The organism is Sporosarcina sp. Y1004, from assembly GCF_057669665.1.
The window spans coordinates 57,395-77,808 of sequence record NZ_JBYHFQ010000010.1 but is presented as its reverse complement, the minus strand read 5'-3'; the positions used below and the strand labels follow the sequence as shown (position 1 = coordinate 77,808).

Below are 20,414 nucleotides of genomic sequence, written 5' to 3'. Positions count from 1 at the left end.
TCGACAATATTATCGTTTTTCACAACGCTTGCCACAATGAGTTAGCCACCTATTTTTTGTGTTCGAACGCCGTATCTTTTGTCGCCATCAGCAAATGTTCGTATGTCAATTGCAATCTATCTTGTCGAAATAACAATATTTCCTGGGAAATGTAGCAGGAATAAACTAATCATATCGTTCCTTGCCAATATTTACTTCAAGAGTTATTGGAAAGTATCAATAATACTGATTTCCATTCAATATTTAGATGATATAATGAAGATTATCTATTTTGAAATGGAGGAATTCGCTATGTCAGATAATGGTTTTCAGTTAATTGCAATTATTATATACATGGCAGCCATGGTTTTCATCGGATGGTATGCATTCAAACGCACTTCAAATCTGACAGACTACATGCTTGGTGGACGAGCACTTGGTCCAGCTGTTACTGCGCTGAGTGCTGGAGCGGCTGACATGTCGGGTTGGTTGCTGATGGGGCTACCTGGAGCAATCTATCTTAATGGACTGGTTGAAGCTTGGATTGCCATAGGATTGACAATTGGAGCTTACTTGAACTGGGTGTTCGTTGCACCGCGTCTTCGCGTGTATACACAAGTTTCAAGTGACTCTATTACAATTCCGAGTTTCTTGGAAAGTCGTCTGAAAGATAAATCAAGACTCTTGCGGATTGCTTCCGGTGTAATCATTCTTGTCTTCTTCACATTCTATGTATCTTCCGGAATGGTTGCAGGTGGGAAGTTCTTCTTAAGTTCATTTGGGTTAGATTATCATTTAGGTTTGTTAATTGTTTCTGGTGTCGTTATCTTCTATACATTATTCGGAGGATTTTTGGCGGTCAGTTACACGGATGTTGTTCAAGGTATCATTATGTTCCTTGCCCTCCTTCTTGTACCGATTGTTGGCATATTCATAACAGGAGGCTTTACAGAAACGGCTGCAAGTATCCGTACTGTTGATCCTCAATTGCTTAACTTCGTATCGGGTGCATCATTCCTCGGTATAGTGTCAGCGGTTGCTTGGGGGCTCGGTTATTTCGGTCAGCCACATATTATCGTCCGTTTTATGGCTCTAAATTCGCACAAAGAAGCGAAAAAAGCACGTCGAATCGGAATTGGATGGATGTTCTTGAGCTTGTTTGGTGCAGTAGCAACAGCACTAATAGGGATTGCATATTTCCAACAAAATACGGATGCTACATTGGTAGATAACGAAACTGTATTTATTGTCCTTGGGCAAATTATCTTCCATCCGTTCATCGCGGGAATAATGCTGGCAGCTGTCCTCGCAGCTATAATGAGTACAATTTCTTCACAACTGATTGTTTCTTCTTCAGCACTTGTTGAGGATTTATACAAAACGTTTATGAAGAAAGACGCAACGGATAAGCATTATGTGTTTTTAGGTAGAATGGCTGTTCTTATCGTTTCCGTAATTGCGATGGTACTTGCATGGCCTAACAATGAATCCATTTTAAGTATCGTATCGTTTGCGTGGGCTGGATTTGGAGCTTCATTCGGACCAGTTATTCTTCTATCTCTATTCTGGCGCAAACTTACAACTAAAGGAGCGCTATGGGGAATGATTGTCGGTGCCGTAACAGTTATGGTTTGGGGGAACATTGATTCTTTATCGGACACGCTTTATGAAATCATTCCTGGTTTCTTCCTCTGTCTAATAGTCGCGGTTGTGGTAAGTAATATCACATACAAACCGAATGCAGAGATTGACAAGGAGTTTGCAGAAACAGTTAAAATACTAAACGAAGGCAAGTAATTTGAAAGTCTGCAGTTATTACTGCAGGCTTTTCAATTGCATTTTTTCAGTAAGGAAAGGTTGACGGGTGTTGCCATTGGGCAAACTAAATAACATTGACGGTTTGATACTGCATTTCGTTCGGAGACCAGTGCTTCACCGAATATGTTAAACTGAATATACTTAAAAGTTGTTCGGAAGGGGTAATTCCATGGAAGAATTAATAGAACGCGCAGTAATTGTAGGGGTCCATGAACAAAAGGACGATCACTTTGAATATGGTATGGAAGAACTGAGGAATCTTGCCAGTGCAATTGAAGTAGAGGTTGTCGGGGAAGTCACACAAAACATGGAAAAAAGAAACCCGTCTACGTATGTCGGGAAAGGCAAAATAGAAGAGATTAAAAGTTTTTACGAAGAGTTGGATGCCAATCTTGTTATCTTTAACGATGAACTGTCTCCTTCCCAAATTCGTAATCTGGAACGGGAACTTGATTGTAAAGTAATTGACCGAACTATGCTCATTCTTGATATTTTCGTAAGACGTGCAAGAACGAGTGAGTCACGGATGCAAGTAGAACTTGCTCAGCTACAATACATGCTTCCCCGACTTGTTGGACTACGTGCATCCTTAGGTAGACAAGGTGGAGGGACTGGCGGTGGTGTCCAGAACAAAGGAGCCGGAGAAACTAAGCTCGAACTCGATCGCCGGAAAATTGAAGACCAGATTGCTAAACTTGGCCGCGACCTAGATCATGTGAAGGATCAGCGAGAAACACAGCGGAAACAGCGTAAAAAGAGCGGTATCCCTGTAGTTTCGATTGTTGGTTATACGAATGCGGGCAAGTCAACAATTATGAATAAATTACTACTGAAAATGGATGTTGACAATGCGAAACAAGTATTTGAAAAGGATATGCTTTTTGCAACACTTGATACATCTATCCGCAAAGTGAAACTAGAGGATAATAAAGAATTCATCTTAACGGATACGGTTGGTTTTGTTTCAAAACTACCTCATCACCTTGTAAAGGCTTTCCGCTCAACATTAGAAGAAGCACGTGATGCAGACTTACTATTACATGTTGTGGATGTATCGAATTCGGAACACGATTATATGATGGAGGTAACAAATGATACCTTGCAAGCGGTAGGAGTAGAAAATGTACCAACGCTTAATATTTACAATAAATCCGATCTGGCTGGAATTCCATATCCAGCAGTAAGTGACAATAGTGCCTGGATTTCTGCTAAAGAAGGAAAGGGGTTGGATGAACTCATCAAACTGATTACGAAGAAGATTTTTGAGCAATACATCACGTGTAAGTTGCTCATTCCATTTGACCGTGGTGATATCGTTTCCTACTTGAATGACAATGCAAATGTGAAAAATACGGAGTACGAAGAGGAAGGAACGCTTATGACAGTGGAAATGGATATATCAGAGCGTTCAAAAGTTGAGCAATTTATAGTTAGCCATTAAAAAAACAGCACCGCCTGACTTGGGGAAGTCAGGCGGTGCTGTTCCTTCTATCTAAGAGAAAGGGGGTGGGATAATTGTAGTATGCCCGCTTTTACAATCATTAAACCTCTTGAAATTGATTATTATGCAGGCGGGCGAAAATCCCACCTTTCTTCACAAGTTCATGGTACTTTCCGTCCTCCTCGATTCCGTTTTCGGTGACAACGATAACGCGGTCGGCATCACGAATTGTGGCCAGTCTATGAGCGATGACAAGTGTTGTACGGTTTTCAGCAAGTTCAGCGAGCGACTGTTGGATAATTCGTTCTGTCTCTGTATCGAGAGCTGATGTTGCTTCATCCAAAATAAGAATTGGCGGGTTTTTTAAGAACATGCGAGCGATGGCAAGACGCTGTTTCTGCCCACCTGACAGTTTCATACCTCGTTCCCCAATCTGTGTTTCGTAACCATGGGGAAGCGCAGCAATGAAGTCTTCTAAATGCGCTTTTTTTGCTGCTTCAATTACTTCTTCAACTGTCGCATCCAATTTACCGTAGCTGATATTCTCTTTAATGGTACCGGTGAACAAAAAGACGTCCTGCTGTACGATGCCAATCTGCGAGCGCAAGGAATGCTGCGTCATATTGCGGATATCAATGCCGTCGATAGCAATTGAGCCTTCTGTGACATCGTAGAAACGTGGAATAAGTGAACAAATCGTTGTTTTTCCAGCACCGGACGGACCGACGAAAGCGACTGTTTGACCTGCGCGGATATTCAAGTCAATCCCATGGAGTACCGCTTTATTGTCGTCATAATTGAAATGTACATCATCAAAGAGGATATCACCATTTAAATGCGTGACAGCTACCGCTCCTGGACGATCTCTAATTTCAGGTTCCTGGTCGATTAATTCGCGGAACCTACGGAATCCCGCCATTCCTTTCGGATACAGTTCCAGGAGAGCACTGATTTTGTCGACAGGTTTGATAAGAACATTAACGAAAAGGACAAAACTTACGAGCTCGCCGTATGACAATTTGTTATTGAATGTGAACCATGCTCCGACAACTAGTACGATGAGTGTCATGAGTCGGGTCATCATGAACATACTGGAATGGGTCCATGCCATCACTTTATAAGCGACTAACTTAGCTGTTCTAAAATTGCCATTGTCTATTCTGAAACGAGCAATCTCAAAATCCTCGTTCGTGAATGATTTGACAACGCGTGAACCTGATACGGAATCTTCAACACGTGCATTGACATCTGCGATTTTGCCATACATATTTTTCCATGCAGCATTCATTTTAATATTACAGAATGTCACGACAATGATTAGGAAAGGCACCATAATTATTGCGATTATGGCAAGTTCCGGATTAATGCTATACATAATTGCGAAAGCACCAATAAGCGTCATGATGGCGATGAAAATATCTTCAGGGCCATGGTGGGCGAGTTCACCAATGTCAAACAGGTCATTGGTGATGCGGCTCATAATGTGACCCGTTTTGGTATTATCGAAGAAACGGAATGATTGTTTCTGTACATGGTTGAACAATTGTTGGCGCATATCCGTTTCAATATTAATGCCAAGTTTGTGACCTAGATAACTAACGATATATTGTAGGAATGTACTTAGTAAATAAATGAGCAGTAGAATAATGCTGATTGTTATGATCTGCCCCCAATTACCTTTAGGCAGCAAATCATCAATGAACCATTTGACCGCTACCGGGAAGGCAAGGTCAAGCAGCGCTACAAAAATAGCGCTTGAAAAGTCGATAACGAAAAGCCGCCTGTGCGGTTTATAGTATGAAAAGAATTGTTTAATCATTTTATGCAATCCCCTTTTGTCTGATAATTGCAAGTATAGCGGAGATGAAGACAAAAAACGATTTTTAATTTCAGAAACCGAAATAAAAGGCATGTAGTTCTATTTATTTATGGTGAAGCATGAGTACTATGATTCAATTTCACCGAATCATGAAACTCTTTGCGAATCGGGTCGTATGAGTATATGTAAAAGAAATCTGGAAATGGAAGGAAGCGAAGGATATGAAAAAGTGGATAAAGGGTATAGCGACTGGTGTTCTAATCCTCGGTCTTGGAGCATGTAGTACAACAGCGGAACCGAAAACCGATCAAGAGACAGGAAAGAAAGGAGAACTTCAAAACAAAAGTGAAATGACAGTACAAGAAGTATATGAAAAAGCAATGGAAGTTACGGATGAACAAAAGAGTATGCATGCAAAAATGGAAATTGATCAGCTCGTAAAGATGCCAAGTCAAGAGTTGGAAATGGACAGCAAAATTAAAATGGACATGGATATGATCATTGAGCCTCTAACTATGTATCTGAATATGAACGTGGATATGGGCGAGCAAGGTAAGATGGACATGGATATGTACATGGCAGACGATGGTTTCTTCATGAGTAACCCTGAAGCAGAGGGGTGGATCAAGTTTCCGGATGATATGTACGAGGAAATGGTTGGTCAAATGGCTGGTGGGGCAGACCCAACACTTGATATGAATATGTTCAAAGAGTTTGTAGATGAATTTAAATTTGAGCAGACGGATGACGAATATATACTTAAACTTTCTGCATCAGGAGATAAATTCAATGAGTTGTTTAAGAAAGTAGCATCTGAAAATATACCTGCTGGTTTGGAGATGGACGAACAACAAGCGGAAGTGTTGGAAAATATAGACGTGAAAGTACTAGAATATGAAATATTTATCGATAAAAAAACCTTCTACACAAACGCATTCAATGTGAATATGGATATGGTAATGAAAATTGAAGGCGAAGAAATGCATATCGACCAAAAAGCAAAAGCAGACATCAGTAAAATTAATGAAATTGAAAACATTAAAGTTCCACAAGAGGTAATTGATAACGCAGTCGACATCAATGAAACAATGGGTCAGTGAGATAGATAGAGGGCGCCAGATATTCAATCTGGCGCCCTCTTTTTATTACTAGAAATGTAGAAAATGGATTGAAATCTAGGACTCGAAGCGTTCTATGATTTAGTACTTCAATTCTAATTGATAATGATTTTCAGTTAATCGTTGACACTTATTTCTGACATGTTATAATTGAATTTGTAGCCAATTGATAATGGTTTTCATTAATGAATTCTCAATTAGCTGCAAATAATTGATATCGAGGCTTCCTATGAAGATACGTTACTTATTCATCGCACTTATCATTCTTTCATTCCTATCGTTATTCGTAGGGGTGAGTCGTATCACGCCAATGGCTCTGCTAGATTTTGATTCGGAAGCAACAGAAATTTTCTTGATCAGCCGTTTGCCGCGACTAGTTGCCATTCTCCTTGCAGGAGCAGGTATGAGTATCGCGGGACTCATTATGCAACAGCTGAGCCGGAACAAATTTGTTTCTCCGACGACAGCGGGAACTTTGGATGCAACGCGGCTTGGGATTCTTGTCTCTATGCTGTTATTCACAAACGCATCCACGATTGAAAAGATGATTGTCGCATTTGTATTCGCGCTTGCCGGCACGCTACTGTTTATGCAAATCCTTGATCGTATTAAATTCAAGGATGCGATTTTCATTCCACTCGTCGGGCTTATGTTCGGTAATATTTTGTCATCGATTACGACGTTTTTTGCTTATAAAGCAAACGTTATTCAAAATATGTCGGCATGGTTACAAGGTGATTTTTCGATGATTATGAAAGGACGTTATGAACTTCTATACATAAGCATACCCGTGCTAATCATTACTTATCTGTATGCAAACCGATTTACGGTTGCAGGAATGGGTGAGGATTTCTCGAAAAACCTCGGGCTTGCTTATAGGAAGATTGTCAATATCGGCCTCATTTTAGTTGCACTGATTACGACTACGGTCGTTTTAACAGTCGGAATGATTCCATTTCTAGGATTAATCATTCCGAATATTGTATCAATCTATAAAGGTGACCATTTACAGAAGACATTGCCACACACGGCACTGCTCGGTGCAATATTCTTGCTCCTCTGTGATATTTTAGGCAGAGTGCTTATCTATCCTTATGAGATTTCAATTAGTTTGATGGTCGGCGTTATCGGCAGCGGAATCTTCCTATACTTATTGTTTAGGAGGAAGGCCTATGCGTAACTCGACGAAACTCATCATTCTTGGCGTACTGGCTGTTATCTCCTGTGCTTTGTATCTTTTTCAAGGATTAAACGGAAGTTTTGACTATGCATTACCACGCCGTGGCATCAAAGTAATGGCGATGGCCATTACGGGCGTCGCCGTAGCGTATTCAACTGTCATTTTTCAGACAATCACACATAACCGCATTTTGACACCGAGCATTATGGGGCTGGACTCACTATACTTATTGTTACAGACCGCCATTATTTTCTTCCTTGGTTCAGGGCATATGGCCATTGTCAATACACATGTGAATTTCATATTATCTGTTTCTGCAATGGTTGTATTCGCGCTTCTCCTCTACCGCTTTTTATTCCGAGGAGGCAAACAGCCAATTTACTTTCTGTTGCTTGTCGGAATCATTGTCGGAACATTTTTTGGAAGCATTTCGACGTTTCTGCAAGTGCTCATTGATCCGAATGAATTCATGCTCGTACAGGATATGATGTTTGCAAGTTTCAATAACGTCAGCGGAGACCTCGTTTGGTGGGCACTTGGGATTGTTGCTATCAGCTTACTAATTGGCTGGAGGTATATTAACGAACTCGACGTGCTCTCGCTTGGAAGGGATACCGCCATTAACTTAGGCGTATCTTATGACAAAGTCGTCAAAACGATGCTTGTATTGTCCGCTGTACTAATCGCGGTTTCTACTGCACTTGTCGGACCGATTACATTCTTCGGTCTGATTGTCGCGAATTTGTCTTATCAGTTTTTTAAATCATATAAGCACACCGTTTTAATCGCTGGTGCTTCTATTATGAGTATCATCGCCCTTGTAGGTGGACAATGGGTTGTCGAAAGAGTCTTCACTTTCTCTACGACACTCAGTGTGATTATTAACTTCATCGGTGGCGTTTACTTCATCTACTTACTATTAAAGGAGAGTCGATCTACATGATCCAGGTCCGTGAACTGTCAAAGTTTTATGGTAAAAAAGCGGTCGTTGAAAAGGTGAATGTGAATATTCATCGCGGAAAGATCACATCTTTCATCGGTCCAAATGGTGCGGGTAAATCAACGCTCCTTTCAATGGTTAGCCGTCTTCTCGATGCAGATACGGGTGAAGTACTCGTTGATAAAGATAATGTTAAACAGATGAATTCAAATGAGTTTTCAAAAAGAGTTTCCATATTAAAGCAATCTAATTTCATGAACGTTCGTTTGACAATCCGTGAACTAGTATCGTTCGGTCGTTTCCCACATTCCAGGGGCAAACTAACTGCAGAAGACTTACGGCTTGTCGAGCAAGCAATGGATTATATGGATTTAATGAGCATGCAACACGATTATCTGGACGAATTATCAGGTGGCCAACGTCAGCGTGCATTCATTGCGATGGTTATCGCCCAGGATACGGATTATATCTTGCTTGACGAACCGCTCAATAGTCTAGATATGAAGCATTCCGTTCAGATTATGAAGATATTGAGAAGACTTGTAGACGATCTTGGTAAAACAGTCGTCATCGTGCTGCACGACATTAACTTTGCATCCGTTTACTCTGACCGCATTGTTGCGTTAAAAGAGGGACGCGTTGTCAAAGATGGTCCGACCGATGAAATTATCACTTCCGATTCGTTAAAAGATATTTACGATATGGATATTCCGATTAAACAAATGGCTAATTGCCGAATATGTGTGTACTTCGATTCTTAATAGGAAGAACGAAATGCGCCCGGAATTTAGGCATCAATCTGAGTCGGAAAAATTAAACTAACAATAAAACTAAAAGGATGGTTTTTGATGAAGAAACTACTAATGACAATGATGATGTTCGCATTAATTGCTTTACTTGCAGCTTGTGGAACGAATGATGATGCTGCGGACGATAAAGCAACTGGAGACAAAACAGAACCAAATGTTGAAGAAACCGAAACAGCAGAACAAATGGTAATTACGCACGACCTAGGCGAAACTACAGTGGAAAAAAACCCTAAAAAAATTGTCGTATTCGATTTTGGTATGCTAGACACGCTTGACGAGCTTGGCGTTGAAGTTGCAGGTGTCCCACAAATGAACGTTCCTTCATACTTGTCTCAATACGAGGATTCAAAGTACACGAACGTTGGAGGTCTTAAAGAGCCTGATTTTGAAGCAATCCATGCAATGCAGCCAGATGTGATTTTCATCTCAGATCGTCAATCTGCTATGTATGAGGAATTGAGTGAAATTGCTCCAACAGTCTTTGTAGGTGTAGATACAGCAAACTATATGGAGTCATTCAAAACCAACATGGAAACGGTTGCAAAGCTCTTTGATAAGGAAGATGAAATGAAAGCAGAACTTGCGGACATTGATGATAGAATTGCAGCAATTAATGAAGAAGCAAGCAAGAGTGATGCTAAATCATTGATCGTTCTTGGAAATGAAGGAAAAGTAAGTGCTTATGGACCGAGTTCACGTTTTGGTATTATTCATGACGTATTTGGCTTTAAAGCAGCTGATGAAAAACTTGAAGTTTCGACACATGGTCAAAGTATCACATTCGAATATATCCTTGAAACTAACCCGGACATTCTCTTTGTTATAGACCGTGACGCTGCGGTTGGCGGAGATTCAAGTGCAAAAGATTCGATTGAAAACGACCTTGTTAAGAAAACAAATGCTTATCAAGACGGTAAAATCATTTATCTAGATCCGAACTATTGGTACCTATCTGGAGGCGGACTTCAGTCTGTGAAAGAAATGGTTAAAGAAGTCGAAGAAGTATTGTAATAAATAATAGTAAGAGGGCCAGCACACTAAAAAGTGTGCTGGCTCTTTTTTGTCTAGAAGTGTTCTATTATTGAGAGAGAATAAATTCAGAGTGCACATTTTAGATCGCTTGGCGCTCTGGGGATGCCTCTGGCCGTGAGCCTGGATTAGCGCTTCACATCCAGTCTCACGGCTTCGGCTACCCCTTTGCCGCGCCTGCGCTAGGGTGTCCATTATTGAAAGTGATTTTGAGATGTATAGACTGAAATTATAATGTGATTACTATTTGATACTAATTTCGTTGAAGAATGACTCACTACAGGCTACAGGTCTTTTCCCAGATAACGAAACGTGCTTCCCTACATAGTGACCATTCAGCGAAGGCGCGACTTCGTGGTAGCCGAAGCGATAAGACTGAAAGTGGTTTTCTTTCTGGCTTATCGCGGGAGGCATCCACAAAGCGGCGCAGCGGTATTAGCAGAATCTCTGATTCATTCCTCCCGCATTTGGCTTTTTCAGTGACCTCTCCTACGTCAAGAAGCGTCCACTAGCTCCGCGAAAATTCAACGGAATACTATATCTCGAAATATATATTTAATAAGATTCGTTAAAATGTTGCGTAAGGGAAACTTATAGCATACACTAGTTTTAACTTAGAAATAGAAAGAAGATGTGCAAATGGACGGAACTGTAGTATTTGCATTCGCCCTAACACTATTTGCAGGGCTAGCAACTGGGATTGGAAGTTTACTTGCATTTTTTACGAAAAGAACAAATACGAAATTTCTCTCAATAGCACTTGGTTTTTCTGCAGGTGTAATGATTTACGTTTCACTTGTTGAGATATTTGTAAAAGCTAAAGACGCACTTGTATTAGATCTTGGACTAACCAATGGCTATTGGGCAACTATCGCCGGTTTTTTCGGGGGAATGCTACTTATCGCCTTAATTGATCGTCTCATTCCTGCAATTGGAAATCCGCATGAAGTGAAGAGTGTTGAGGATGTTAATGCGGGTCCAACGAATGATGAATATGCCAAACTGAAGAAAATGGGTATGTTCACGGCACTAGCCATTGCAATTCATAACTTTCCTGAAGGTATTGCGACGTTCACATCTGCATTGCAGGATCCAACGCTCGGTATTGCGATTGCCATCGCGGTTGCAATTCACAACATTCCCGAAGGTATTGCGGTTGCTATCCCCATTTATTTCGCGACGGGTAATCGGAAACAAGCATTCAAATTATCCTTTTTGTCGGGATTAGCTGAACCTCTTGGTGCTATAGTAGCATTTCTAATTTTAATGCCTTATTTAAACGGTGTAATGTTTGGCGTCATTTTTGCCGCGGTTGCAGGGATTATGGTATTCATCTCTATCGATGAACTGCTACCGGCAGCGAGAGAATATGGCGAAGCGCATTTATCGGTTTATGGCTTTATGGCAGGAATGGCAGTAATGGCAGTAAGTCTTGTTCTAGTGATTTAAAAAACATTGTGTCACTTTGTTGTACGGGGTATAATGACAGGTGTAAAGACACTTAAATAAACCGGACAACGAGGTGCAGGGGATTGTGAAAAAGAACAAACAGGGGATTTCAAGAAATAAATTATTAGTACTTGCTGGAACGGGCTGGATGTTCGACGCGATGGACGTCGGAATTCTCTCCTTTGTTATAGCAGCACTTGCATTGGAGTGGCATCTGACACCAACTGAAATGGGTTGGATAGGAAGTGTCAACTCCATTGGGATGGCTTTCGGTGCATTTGGTTTTGGCCTGCTTGCAGATCGGATTGGACGAAAAAACGTCTTTATGATGACGTTAGTTCTATTCTCAGTTGCAAGCGGTTTATCAGCTCTGACAATGACGCTTACTGCATTTCTCATTCTGCGCTTTTTTGTTGGAGCAGGTCTTGGCGGAGAATTACCTGTCGCATCAACGCTAGTATCTGAGAGTGTTGCGGCGCACGAGCGAGGGCGAGTTGTCGTGCTCCTAGAAAGCTTCTGGGCGGCAGGATGGTTGATAGCAGCATTAATCGCCTATTTTATCATTCCAGACTATGGTTGGAGAGTCGCTTTGATAATTACAGCACTTCCAGCTTTTTATGCCATTTACCTTAGAAGGAAATTGCCAGATTCTCCAAAGTTCGTGGCAGATGGAAAACCGAAACAGTCAGCTGGCGAAAAAATTAGGATAATTTGGTCGAAGAAGTATGCACGAAGGACGCTTATGTTGTGGATTGTCTGGTTCACGGTCGTATTCTCGTATTATGGTATGTTTCTTTGGTTACCGAGTGTCATGGTAATGAAAGGCTTTGATTTGATTCACAGCTTCAAATACGTTCTCATTATGACGCTTGCACAGTTGCCGGGCTACTTCACAGCAGCTTGGTTAATTGAAAGAGCAGGCCGGAAATTTGTTCTCGCTACATATCTTATTGGAACTGCGGCAAGTGCGTTGTTTTTCGGCAATGCAGAGACGCTTCCGCTGTTACTTATTTCGGGCGCATTGCTATCTTTCTTTAATTTAGGGGCATGGGGAGCATTGTATGCATATTCTCCAGAACAATATCCCACTGCAATCCGTGCAACGGGTTCTGGAATGGCGGCTGCGGTAGGACGTATCGGCGGTATTTTTGGGCCGTTGCTCGTAGGTTCACTACTTGCAGCAGGCTACGGTTTCGAAACGGTATTTGGTATCTTCTGCGGTGCCATAATTATTGGTGTAATAGCTGTTGTGTTTTTAGGGACAGAGACGAAACAAATGGAATTGGAATGAAGTTGGACCTGCCTTATGTTAGGTAGGTCTTTTTTAGTTCATACTATTAAAACTTCCTTCTATATCTGTAAGTAAGAGGGTACGGATAAAGTGGATGGGCACTATAGGTTCGTGAACAATGTAAGGTGAATGGTATTTTGACGGGGTTGTATGAATAGATCGATTCTACTGTCATTAAAGCATCGGGGCTAATTTGAATACTAAACAACACGACACGCCAATAGCGATAACGTACGGAGTCTTTCCTTTTGAAGGAAAGGCTTATTTTGGTAGAATGAAAACACAAGTTGGAGGTGTTTAGATGTTTCGTATTCCTGAATCAATTGCGAGTCTCGGTAGAAAACGGATAGAAGGTTTTCCTGTAGAGGGGTTTATTTACGGAGAAGGTCCCAGAAATCCCGAACTGATGCTAATCGGTGAAGCGCCTGGAGAATTTGAATTGGTCGATGGTATTCCCTTTATAGGCCGTGCAGGGAAGGAATTGATGAAGTCACTTGCGACAATTGGATTAACGCGTGAAGACGTTTATATTACAAGTGCGGTCCGAAGCAGGCCATATAGATGGGGAACAAAAAATAACCGTGATGGAACAACGACAGAACGGAAATATAATCGACCTCCGACGATAAAAGAAATTCTGGCACATGCTCCCATTCTGGATTATGAACTGGCAAACATTGAACCGAAGCTCATTGTCACGCTTGGTAACGTCGGGTTGCAGAGGTTACTTGGAAAAGGCATGAAGGTGACCGAACTCCACGGACAGCTGTTGGAGCGACCCATTCAGTATTTAAACGAACTGGATGACACGACCTTCAACAAGACAAAAAAGTTGTACAAGATTGTACCGACATTTCATCCCGCATCAATCTTTTACAGGCCTTCACATAGACCTTCACTAGATGCAGATTGGTTGAAGATTGGTCATATTTTGAAGGGAATGAACTAGTGGAACGATTCATCAGAAAGTGAAAGCGGGTGTCGTACTGTTGAAGACCTCGCCGCAACGAACTACAAAAGGAGGAGTTCAATGATTCGCTTTGATAATGTAACAAAACGTTTTGAAGATGGAACAAAAGCGTTGAAGAATGTATCTGTGACAATCCCAACAAATAAGTTGACGGCTATTATAGGGCCTTCCGGTTGCGGAAAAACGACGCTTATGCGGATGATCAATCGGTTGGAAGTGCCAACTGAAGGAGCCGTCTATATTGATGAGCTGCCAATTATCGAACGGGATGAGGTGGAGCTACGACGTTCAATTGGCTATGTCATCCAACGAATCGGCCTCATTCCTCATATGACGATTGAAGAAAATATTGCTCTTGTTCCTGAATTACTCAAATGGGATAAAAAGAAAATTGCTGTTCGTGTAAATGAACTACTTGACATGGTGGATCTCGATCCGGCGGTATTCAAAAAACGCTATCCTTTTGAATTATCGGGGGGACAACAACAGCGAGTCGGCGTAAGTCGAGCACTTGCGAGCAATCCCAATATTATATTGATGGACGAGCCGTTCTCTGCACTCGATCCAATTAGTCGTGAACAGCTGCAAAAGGAATTGAAAAAGCTACAGCTGAAAATTAAGAAGACAATTGTATTTGTAACACATGATATGGATGAAGCGCTCGATATCGCAGATCAAATTATTGTCATGCGGGACGGGGAAATTGAGCAAATGTCTTCGCCTGCCGATTTAATAGAAAACCAAGCAACTAAGTTTGTTCGTGAATTCATTGGACAGGGACGTATTGACAGGCAACGCAATTTTGGTCAACGACCTATTAAAGAGTTCATTAAGTTCTACGATGAGACATGGGCTGGTGAAGTTAGGAAAGTACCTTCTGCGTTGACGGTCAATGAGGCCATTGCAGTATTGGATGCGCATCCATCGAACCGACTAGCAGTTACGGAAGATGATGCAGTGATTGGATATATTGGTCACCATTCTTTGTTACAGGCGTCGATGGAGAATGGAAGGTGGGTGAAAGAATGAAGAATTTTATTGAAACGGTGACAAGTCGTTCAGATATGATTACAGAAGCTTTCCTCCAACATATTTACCTCTCTTTTGTTGCGCTAGCTGTTGGAATACTCATTGCTTTGCCAGCTGGAATACTTATTGCCCGTCACCGCCATTTCGCAGAACCGATTATCGGTGTAGCGGCTATTTTACAGACCATACCCAGTCTTGCGTTGTTTGGTTTTCTTGTCCCATTAATTGGAATTGGTTCAAAAACTGCTCTTATTGCACTTATTATTTATGCATTATTGCCGATTGTTCGAAATACATATACAGGTCTCACGAGTGTGGATGAAGCAATTATAGAGGCGGGGCGTGGAATGGGGATGACCCCAAATCAAATCTTGAAGAAAATTGAGTTTCCGATTGCGTTGCCAGTCATCATGGCAGGTATACGGACAGCAACTGTGCTGACTGTCGGTATTGCGACGCTCGCAACGTTCGTAGGGGCTGGAGGGCTGGGTGATGTCATTTACCGAGGATTACAGTCCTATAACAACGCACTCGTCCTTGCTGGAGCGCTGCCGGTCGCATTACTCGCCATTGCTTTTGATTTCATCCTGAAGTGGGTAGAGAAGAAGGTAACACCAAAAGGGGTACAACATTAAAGGGGGAAGAAAGATGAAAAAAGGTATTGGAATTATTTTATTGACATTAACGCTGCTGCTAGGCGCATGTGGTGGTAAAGATGAAATCGTAATTAGCGGAAAACCGTGGACGGAGCAATTTATATTGCCGCATATATTAGGTCAATATATTGAATCTGAAACAGATTATAAAGTTACGTACAAAGATGGGTTGGGTGAAGTTGCAATTATGACGCCCGCTCTTGAAAAAGGCGATATTGATTTATACGTTGAATATACGGGTACTGGTTTGAAAGACGTTTTAAAAGAGGAGTCTGAAGCAGGGGAGAGTTCTGAAAGTGTATTTGAACGAGTTAAGAAGGGCTATGAAGATGAATTCAAAGTAACATGGCTTGAGCCGCTCGGTTTCGAGAACGGTTATACACTTGCATTCACGAAAGATAAAGAATACCAAGCGAAAACGTATTCTGATCTTGTTGCAATTTCGACGGATGAAGAAATGATTTTCGGTGCACCGCATGCTTTTTACGAACGAAAAGGTGACGGCTACGATGACATGGTAAATTCATATCCATTCACATTCAAAGATACAAAAAGCCTAGATCCCAATGTAATGTATGAAGCGGTGAAAAATGGAGATGTTGATGTTATACCGGCTTTCACAACGGATAGTCGTATTCAAATGTTCGAACTTGCAACGACAGAAGATGATCTCGGATTTTTCCCGAAATACGATGCAGCGCCAGTTGTACGTCAAGAAACATTGAAGAAACTCCCAGATCTTGAAAAAGTATTGAATAGCCTTGCAGGTAAGATTACAGAAGAAGATATGTTGAAAATGAATGCCCGCGTTGATTTGGATAAGGAAAAACCGGAGGACGTTGCAAAGGATTTCCTGATTGAAAAAGGATTAATTAAGAAATAAGAGTAAACCGTTCCCGCTGGACTGGGAACGGTTTACTCCATTTATACAGAATATTTCTCTGTGTGTTATTGAAAACCCGCATATTTAAGTTTGCAGTTTTTCCAAATTCATTTCAACCATTTTAATATTGTGATTCCGGGGAATAGTAATACTGATGTGGAGGACGATTACTATGTATAAACCTATAGACAAATCTTTTTTTGAGGCACCCGTACTTGAACTTGCACGAAATCTGCTAGGGCAATATATCGTTCACGAGCAACCCGAGGGAACAATTGTTGTCCGTATTGTGGAAACGGAGGCATATCACGGATCTGAGGATCAGGCGGCACATAGTTTTGAAAATAGGCGAACGAAACGGACTGAAGTGATGTTTGGAACTGCTGGGTTAGTCTATACGTATCAAATGCATACACATACATTGATGAATGTTGTGGGGGGGCCGATTGGAACACCTCATGCTATTTTAATCCGGGGGGCGGAACCTGTGACTGGATTAGAAATGATACAGGAAAATCGAGGGGGGATTTTGAAAATGACTGATTGGACGAATGGACCTGGTAAGTTATCGAAAGCACTTGGTGTGACCATGCAATACTATGGTCATCATTGGACAGATAAGCCGTTATTCATTGCTGAAGGCGTTGTTCCGAGAGAAATTATGGCAGGTCCGCGAGTCGGTATTGGAAACTCCGGGGAAGCGGTCCACTATCCATGGCGTTTTTTCGAAAAAGATAATCCCTACGTTTCAAAGTTCCGATCCTAAGTTTACTATTCGCAATGAGAGGTATTGTATTAGAGTAGACACAAAAAAGGGAGTGCATTTAAATTGGCTAAAATAGCAACTTTAATCACGGATCTGTTTGAAGACTCGGAGTACACGGAACCGGCAAGAGCATTTAAAGATGCCGGTCATGAAGTGGTTACAATTGAAAAAGAGGCAGGCAAGGTAGTGACAGGAAAGAAAGGAAATGTAAAAGTGACGACGGATTCCGGTATTGAAAACGTGAAACCAGGAGACTTTGATGCATTATTCATTCCTGGAGGTTTTTCGCCGGATCAGCTACGTGCAGATGATCGATTTGTAAAGTTTGCAAAAACATTTATGGATGATAAAAAACCTGTATTTGCAATTTGTCATGGGCCTCAATTATTGATTACTGCTAAGGCATTAGAGGGAAGAGATGCAACCGGCTATAAATCGATAAAAATCGACATGGAAAATGCTGGTGCGAAATATGCTGATAAAGAAGTAGTTGTTTGTCAAAATCAGCTCGTTACAAGCCGAACGCCTGACGATATTCCTGCGTTTAATCGAGAATCTCTGAAACTTCTAGAGAAATAATAATCCATATAAAAAACAAAATTTTCTTCAAGGCCATCTATTGGCCTTTTTTGTTGTTGAAAATGTTTCACAAGAGTGATAAGTTAGAACAGTACTACAACACACACGGTTGAAATTCAGACTATTTAGTGTAATTGCTAACTTTATGTGTGATGAAATAATGGGGGGGACATCATGAAAAACGTAATTAAAATGGGAAGCGCTTTCATCGGAATTATCGTTGGTGCAGGATTTGCTTCTGGCCAGGAAATTCTACAATATTTTACAAGTTTCGGACTTCTTGGCATCGCGGGGGCAGTTGTTTCGACAGCATTATTTGCATATCTCGGAATGATCCTAACTCGCCTTGGAAGCCGTATGCAGACTACTTCACATAAAGAAGTAATTTACAAAATTAGTGGTCGATACTTAGGGATTCTTATTGACTATATAATTATTTTTACATTGTTTGGTGTTGGTGTCGTTATGATAGCTGGAGCAGGATCGAACTTAAATCAGCAATTCGGCTTACCACCATTTGTCGGTAGTCTCCTGATGATTGTTCTTGTCATGTTGACGGTTATGCTTAATGTCGATAAAGTCGTGGGCATTATTGGCAGTATTACCCCATTCTTGGTTCTGGCAGTTGTTCTTGTGTCCATCTACAGTTTGGTGACAATGGATAGTTCATTCGCAGATCTTAATTCAACTGCACTTGCAGTGAAAACGACTTTGCCGAACTGGTTCATTTCCGCCATAAACTATGTATCGTTTAACATTGCTGTTGGTGCCTCTATGACCCTCGTCATGGGTGGAGCAGAGAAGAATGAGAAAGTAGCTGCGTGGGGTGGATTGCTCGGCGGACTAGCTCTAGGGATCCTTATCCTATTAAGCCACTTAGCTATTTTCGCGAAAATTGAACTGGCCGGAGATGCTGAGTTGCCAATGCTGGCAATTATCAACGAGGTATCACCTATATTAGGTATTTTGATGGCATTCGTTCTGTACGGAATGATTTTCAATACAGCTGTGAGTATGTTCTTTTCATTCGGAGCACGTTTCATACAAATCAATACGAAGAAATTCAATTACTTTGTTTTAGTAACGCTTGTAATCGGATTTGTGTTGAGTTTCGTTGGCTTTACGAAGCTTGTGGCATATTTCTATCCACTAATCGGTTATCTTGGACTATTGCTTATAGCAGTCTTAATTTACAGTTCGTTCAAGCTCCCGCCTAAAGCTCAAAGGTGATTCATCAAGAAGAATAGATTCAGGGAACCCCTTTCACTAGAGTATGTATCCAGTGAAGGGGGTTCCTGGTTTTCAACTAAATTCTTCCATAACAAAAGCCGCTACCCAAGTTGGATGGCGGCTTTTGTTGTTTGTTTAGTAATTCATAGAATATATTTCCTAGCTAACTTCTTAGGTGGAGATTTTGTGCTTAGCTCATTATTTTTATCATTTTTAAGAAATTATACGCTTACCAGGTCAAGCTCTTGGGCTGGTCCAAAGAATTCAAAGTTGACTTTTTCTTCTGAAATTCCCATTGCGTATAAATCTTTAATGACAGACTTCATGAACACTGTCGGTCCGCAGACGTAGATGTCGCTTCCTTCTATGACATGGGCTGCAAGGAAGTCACGGTTGATAAAGCCATCACCTTCATCAGAATACAGCACAGCATAAGTTGACGAAGGCATCGATTCATTCAACGTTCGTAGTTTTGCATCAAACGCCTGGTGTTGGCGCGTACGTGCAGAATGCAAGAACGCAGCGGGACGGTCAGGTGTGTTTTTTGCGATTGCGTCAAACATACTCATCATTGGAGTGATACCCACACCACCGCTAATCAGTGTGACGGGAGTCGAACTCTCCGTGTCGAGGTGAAAGACACCCGCAGGAACACTAACTTCAACTGTATCTCCGACGTTCATTTCCTGGTGAAGGTTAACAGACATCTTGCCGTTAGGCGTGTTTTCATCTTCACGTTTAACAGAAATACGATAAAAATCGCCTGTTGGAGCTTGTGACAAACTATACTGGCGGTTCAGAATGTACTCTTCACCAGGGATTGTAACGCGTAAAGTAATGTATTGCCCAGGTTTGTAAGAAGGAAGTTCTATTCCGTCAACGGGTTTTAAATAGAAGGATGTAATGACATCACTCTCAACTACTTTGTCTGCAATGACGAAGTCTTTGAACGTTTTCCATCCGCCGTTCATTTGTTCTGCTTCTGCATACATCTTTTTTTCGATTCCGATGAATACGCCTGCGATAACTTCGTAAGCTTCTCCCCAAGCACCAATAATTTCGGGAGTAGCTGCATCGCCCAATACTTCTTTAATGGCGCCTAATAGATAATATCCAACAATGGGGTATTGTTCTGGCGTAATGTTAAGTGATTTGTGCTTGTGAGCAACTTGAACGACAGCTGGCAATACAGCCTCGAGGTTATCGATGTTAGCAGCTGCTGCGTAAACAAGACCTGCAAGAGCACTTTGTTGGCGCCCTTGTGATTGGTTGGCATGATTAAAAACGTTGAGAAGTTCAGGGTGAGCCTCAAACATGTTTTTGTAAAATACTGTTGTAATTGTTTTCCCGTGTATTTCTAAGACAGGTACTGTTGATTTGATAATCGTAATGGTTTCTTGTGATAGCATTCGGGACACGACCTTTCAA

At 41.4% G+C, this 20,414-nt stretch carries 18 protein-coding genes; 16 read left to right on the top strand and 2 right to left on the bottom strand.

Features of this window, described 5'->3' with window-relative positions:
- Positions 1-291: 291 nt before the first annotated feature.
- Positions 292-1,776 (top strand): sodium/proline symporter PutP, encoded by a 1,485-nt coding sequence (putP, locus tag AC25Y6_RS09365; RefSeq protein WP_488142788.1) that lies wholly within the window; start codon positions 292-294, stop codon positions 1,774-1,776.
- A 190-nt stretch (positions 1,777-1,966) separates the two neighbouring features.
- The gene (gene hflX, locus AC25Y6_RS09360; protein ID WP_488142787.1) at positions 1,967-3,238 is read left to right on the top strand and encodes a GTPase HflX; all 1,272 of its coding nucleotides are present in this window, start codon (positions 1,967-1,969) and stop codon (positions 3,236-3,238) included.
- A 100-nt stretch (positions 3,239-3,338) separates the two neighbouring features.
- Here the strand turns inward: hflX and AC25Y6_RS09355 are convergent, their stop codons facing one another.
- Complete coding sequence (locus tag AC25Y6_RS09355) at positions 3,339-5,057, bottom strand: ABC transporter ATP-binding protein (RefSeq protein WP_488142786.1); 1,719 nt, start codon at positions 5,055-5,057, stop codon at positions 3,339-3,341.
- Between the two features lie 221 nt (positions 5,058-5,278).
- Between AC25Y6_RS09355 and AC25Y6_RS09350 the strand changes: the two genes are divergently transcribed.
- The 14 genes from AC25Y6_RS09350 to AC25Y6_RS09285 all read left to right on the top strand — a co-directional run bounded on the left by AC25Y6_RS09350 (position 5,279) and on the right by AC25Y6_RS09285 (position 18,986).
- Positions 5,279-6,157, top strand: coding sequence for a DUF6612 family protein (locus AC25Y6_RS09350; protein ID WP_488142785.1), 879 nt, complete (start codon positions 5,279-5,281; stop codon positions 6,155-6,157).
- 247 nt (positions 6,158-6,404) lie between these two features.
- Positions 6,405-7,355 (top strand): ABC transporter permease, encoded by a 951-nt coding sequence (locus AC25Y6_RS09345; RefSeq protein ID WP_482101485.1) that lies wholly within the window; start codon positions 6,405-6,407, stop codon positions 7,353-7,355.
- The gene (locus tag AC25Y6_RS09340; protein ID WP_482106085.1) at positions 7,348-8,298 is read left to right on the top strand and encodes an iron chelate uptake ABC transporter family permease subunit; all 951 of its coding nucleotides are present in this window, start codon (positions 7,348-7,350) and stop codon (positions 8,296-8,298) included. The genes AC25Y6_RS09345 and AC25Y6_RS09340 overlap by 8 nt, the downstream gene beginning before the upstream one ends.
- Positions 8,295-9,056, top strand: coding sequence for an iron ABC transporter ATP-binding protein (locus AC25Y6_RS09335; protein ID WP_482101483.1), 762 nt, complete (start codon positions 8,295-8,297; stop codon positions 9,054-9,056). The genes AC25Y6_RS09340 and AC25Y6_RS09335 overlap by 4 nt, the downstream gene beginning before the upstream one ends.
- Positions 9,057-9,143: 87 nt before the next feature.
- Positions 9,144-10,115, top strand: coding sequence for a siderophore ABC transporter substrate-binding protein (locus AC25Y6_RS09330; RefSeq protein WP_488142784.1), 972 nt, complete (start codon positions 9,144-9,146; stop codon positions 10,113-10,115).
- Between the two features lie 657 nt (positions 10,116-10,772).
- The gene (gene zupT, locus AC25Y6_RS09325; RefSeq protein WP_482106087.1) at positions 10,773-11,582 is read left to right on the top strand and encodes a zinc transporter ZupT; all 810 of its coding nucleotides are present in this window, start codon (positions 10,773-10,775) and stop codon (positions 11,580-11,582) included.
- Between the two features lie 148 nt (positions 11,583-11,730).
- Complete coding sequence (locus AC25Y6_RS09320) at positions 11,731-12,873, top strand: MFS transporter (protein ID WP_488142814.1); 1,143 nt, start codon at positions 11,731-11,733, stop codon at positions 12,871-12,873.
- A 301-nt stretch (positions 12,874-13,174) separates the two neighbouring features.
- On the top strand, positions 13,175-13,822 hold the full coding sequence (locus AC25Y6_RS09315; RefSeq protein WP_482101480.1) for a uracil-DNA glycosylase: 648 nt from the start codon (positions 13,175-13,177) through the stop codon (positions 13,820-13,822).
- Between the two features lie 81 nt (positions 13,823-13,903).
- Positions 13,904-14,872, top strand: a complete 969-nt coding sequence (locus tag AC25Y6_RS09310) for an ABC transporter ATP-binding protein (RefSeq protein ID WP_488142783.1) — start codon at positions 13,904-13,906, stop codon at positions 14,870-14,872.
- Positions 14,869-15,507, top strand: coding sequence for an ABC transporter permease (locus AC25Y6_RS09305; protein ID WP_488142782.1), 639 nt, complete (start codon positions 14,869-14,871; stop codon positions 15,505-15,507). The genes AC25Y6_RS09310 and AC25Y6_RS09305 overlap by 4 nt, the downstream gene beginning before the upstream one ends.
- 13 nt (positions 15,508-15,520) lie before the next feature.
- Positions 15,521-16,411: a glycine betaine ABC transporter substrate-binding protein gene (locus tag AC25Y6_RS09300; protein WP_488142781.1), complete on the top strand. Its 891-nt coding sequence runs from the start codon at positions 15,521-15,523 to the stop codon at positions 16,409-16,411.
- A 172-nt stretch (positions 16,412-16,583) separates the two neighbouring features.
- Positions 16,584-17,177: a DNA-3-methyladenine glycosylase gene (locus AC25Y6_RS09295; RefSeq protein ID WP_488142780.1), complete on the top strand. Its 594-nt coding sequence runs from the start codon at positions 16,584-16,586 to the stop codon at positions 17,175-17,177.
- A gap of 63 nt (positions 17,178-17,240) precedes the next feature.
- On the top strand, positions 17,241-17,756 hold the full coding sequence (locus tag AC25Y6_RS09290; protein WP_488142779.1) for a type 1 glutamine amidotransferase domain-containing protein: 516 nt from the start codon (positions 17,241-17,243) through the stop codon (positions 17,754-17,756).
- A gap of 174 nt (positions 17,757-17,930) precedes the next feature.
- A complete protein-coding gene (locus AC25Y6_RS09285) occupies positions 17,931-18,986 on the top strand; it encodes a YkvI family membrane protein (RefSeq protein WP_488142778.1) in 1,056 nt (351 codons plus the stop codon).
- Between the two features lie 221 nt (positions 18,987-19,207).
- Here AC25Y6_RS09285 and hmpA read toward each other — a convergent pair whose 3' ends face one another.
- A complete protein-coding gene (gene hmpA / locus AC25Y6_RS09280) occupies positions 19,208-20,395 on the bottom strand; it encodes an NO-inducible flavohemoprotein (protein WP_488142777.1) in 1,188 nt (395 codons plus the stop codon).
- Positions 20,396-20,414: the final 19 nt, after the last annotated feature.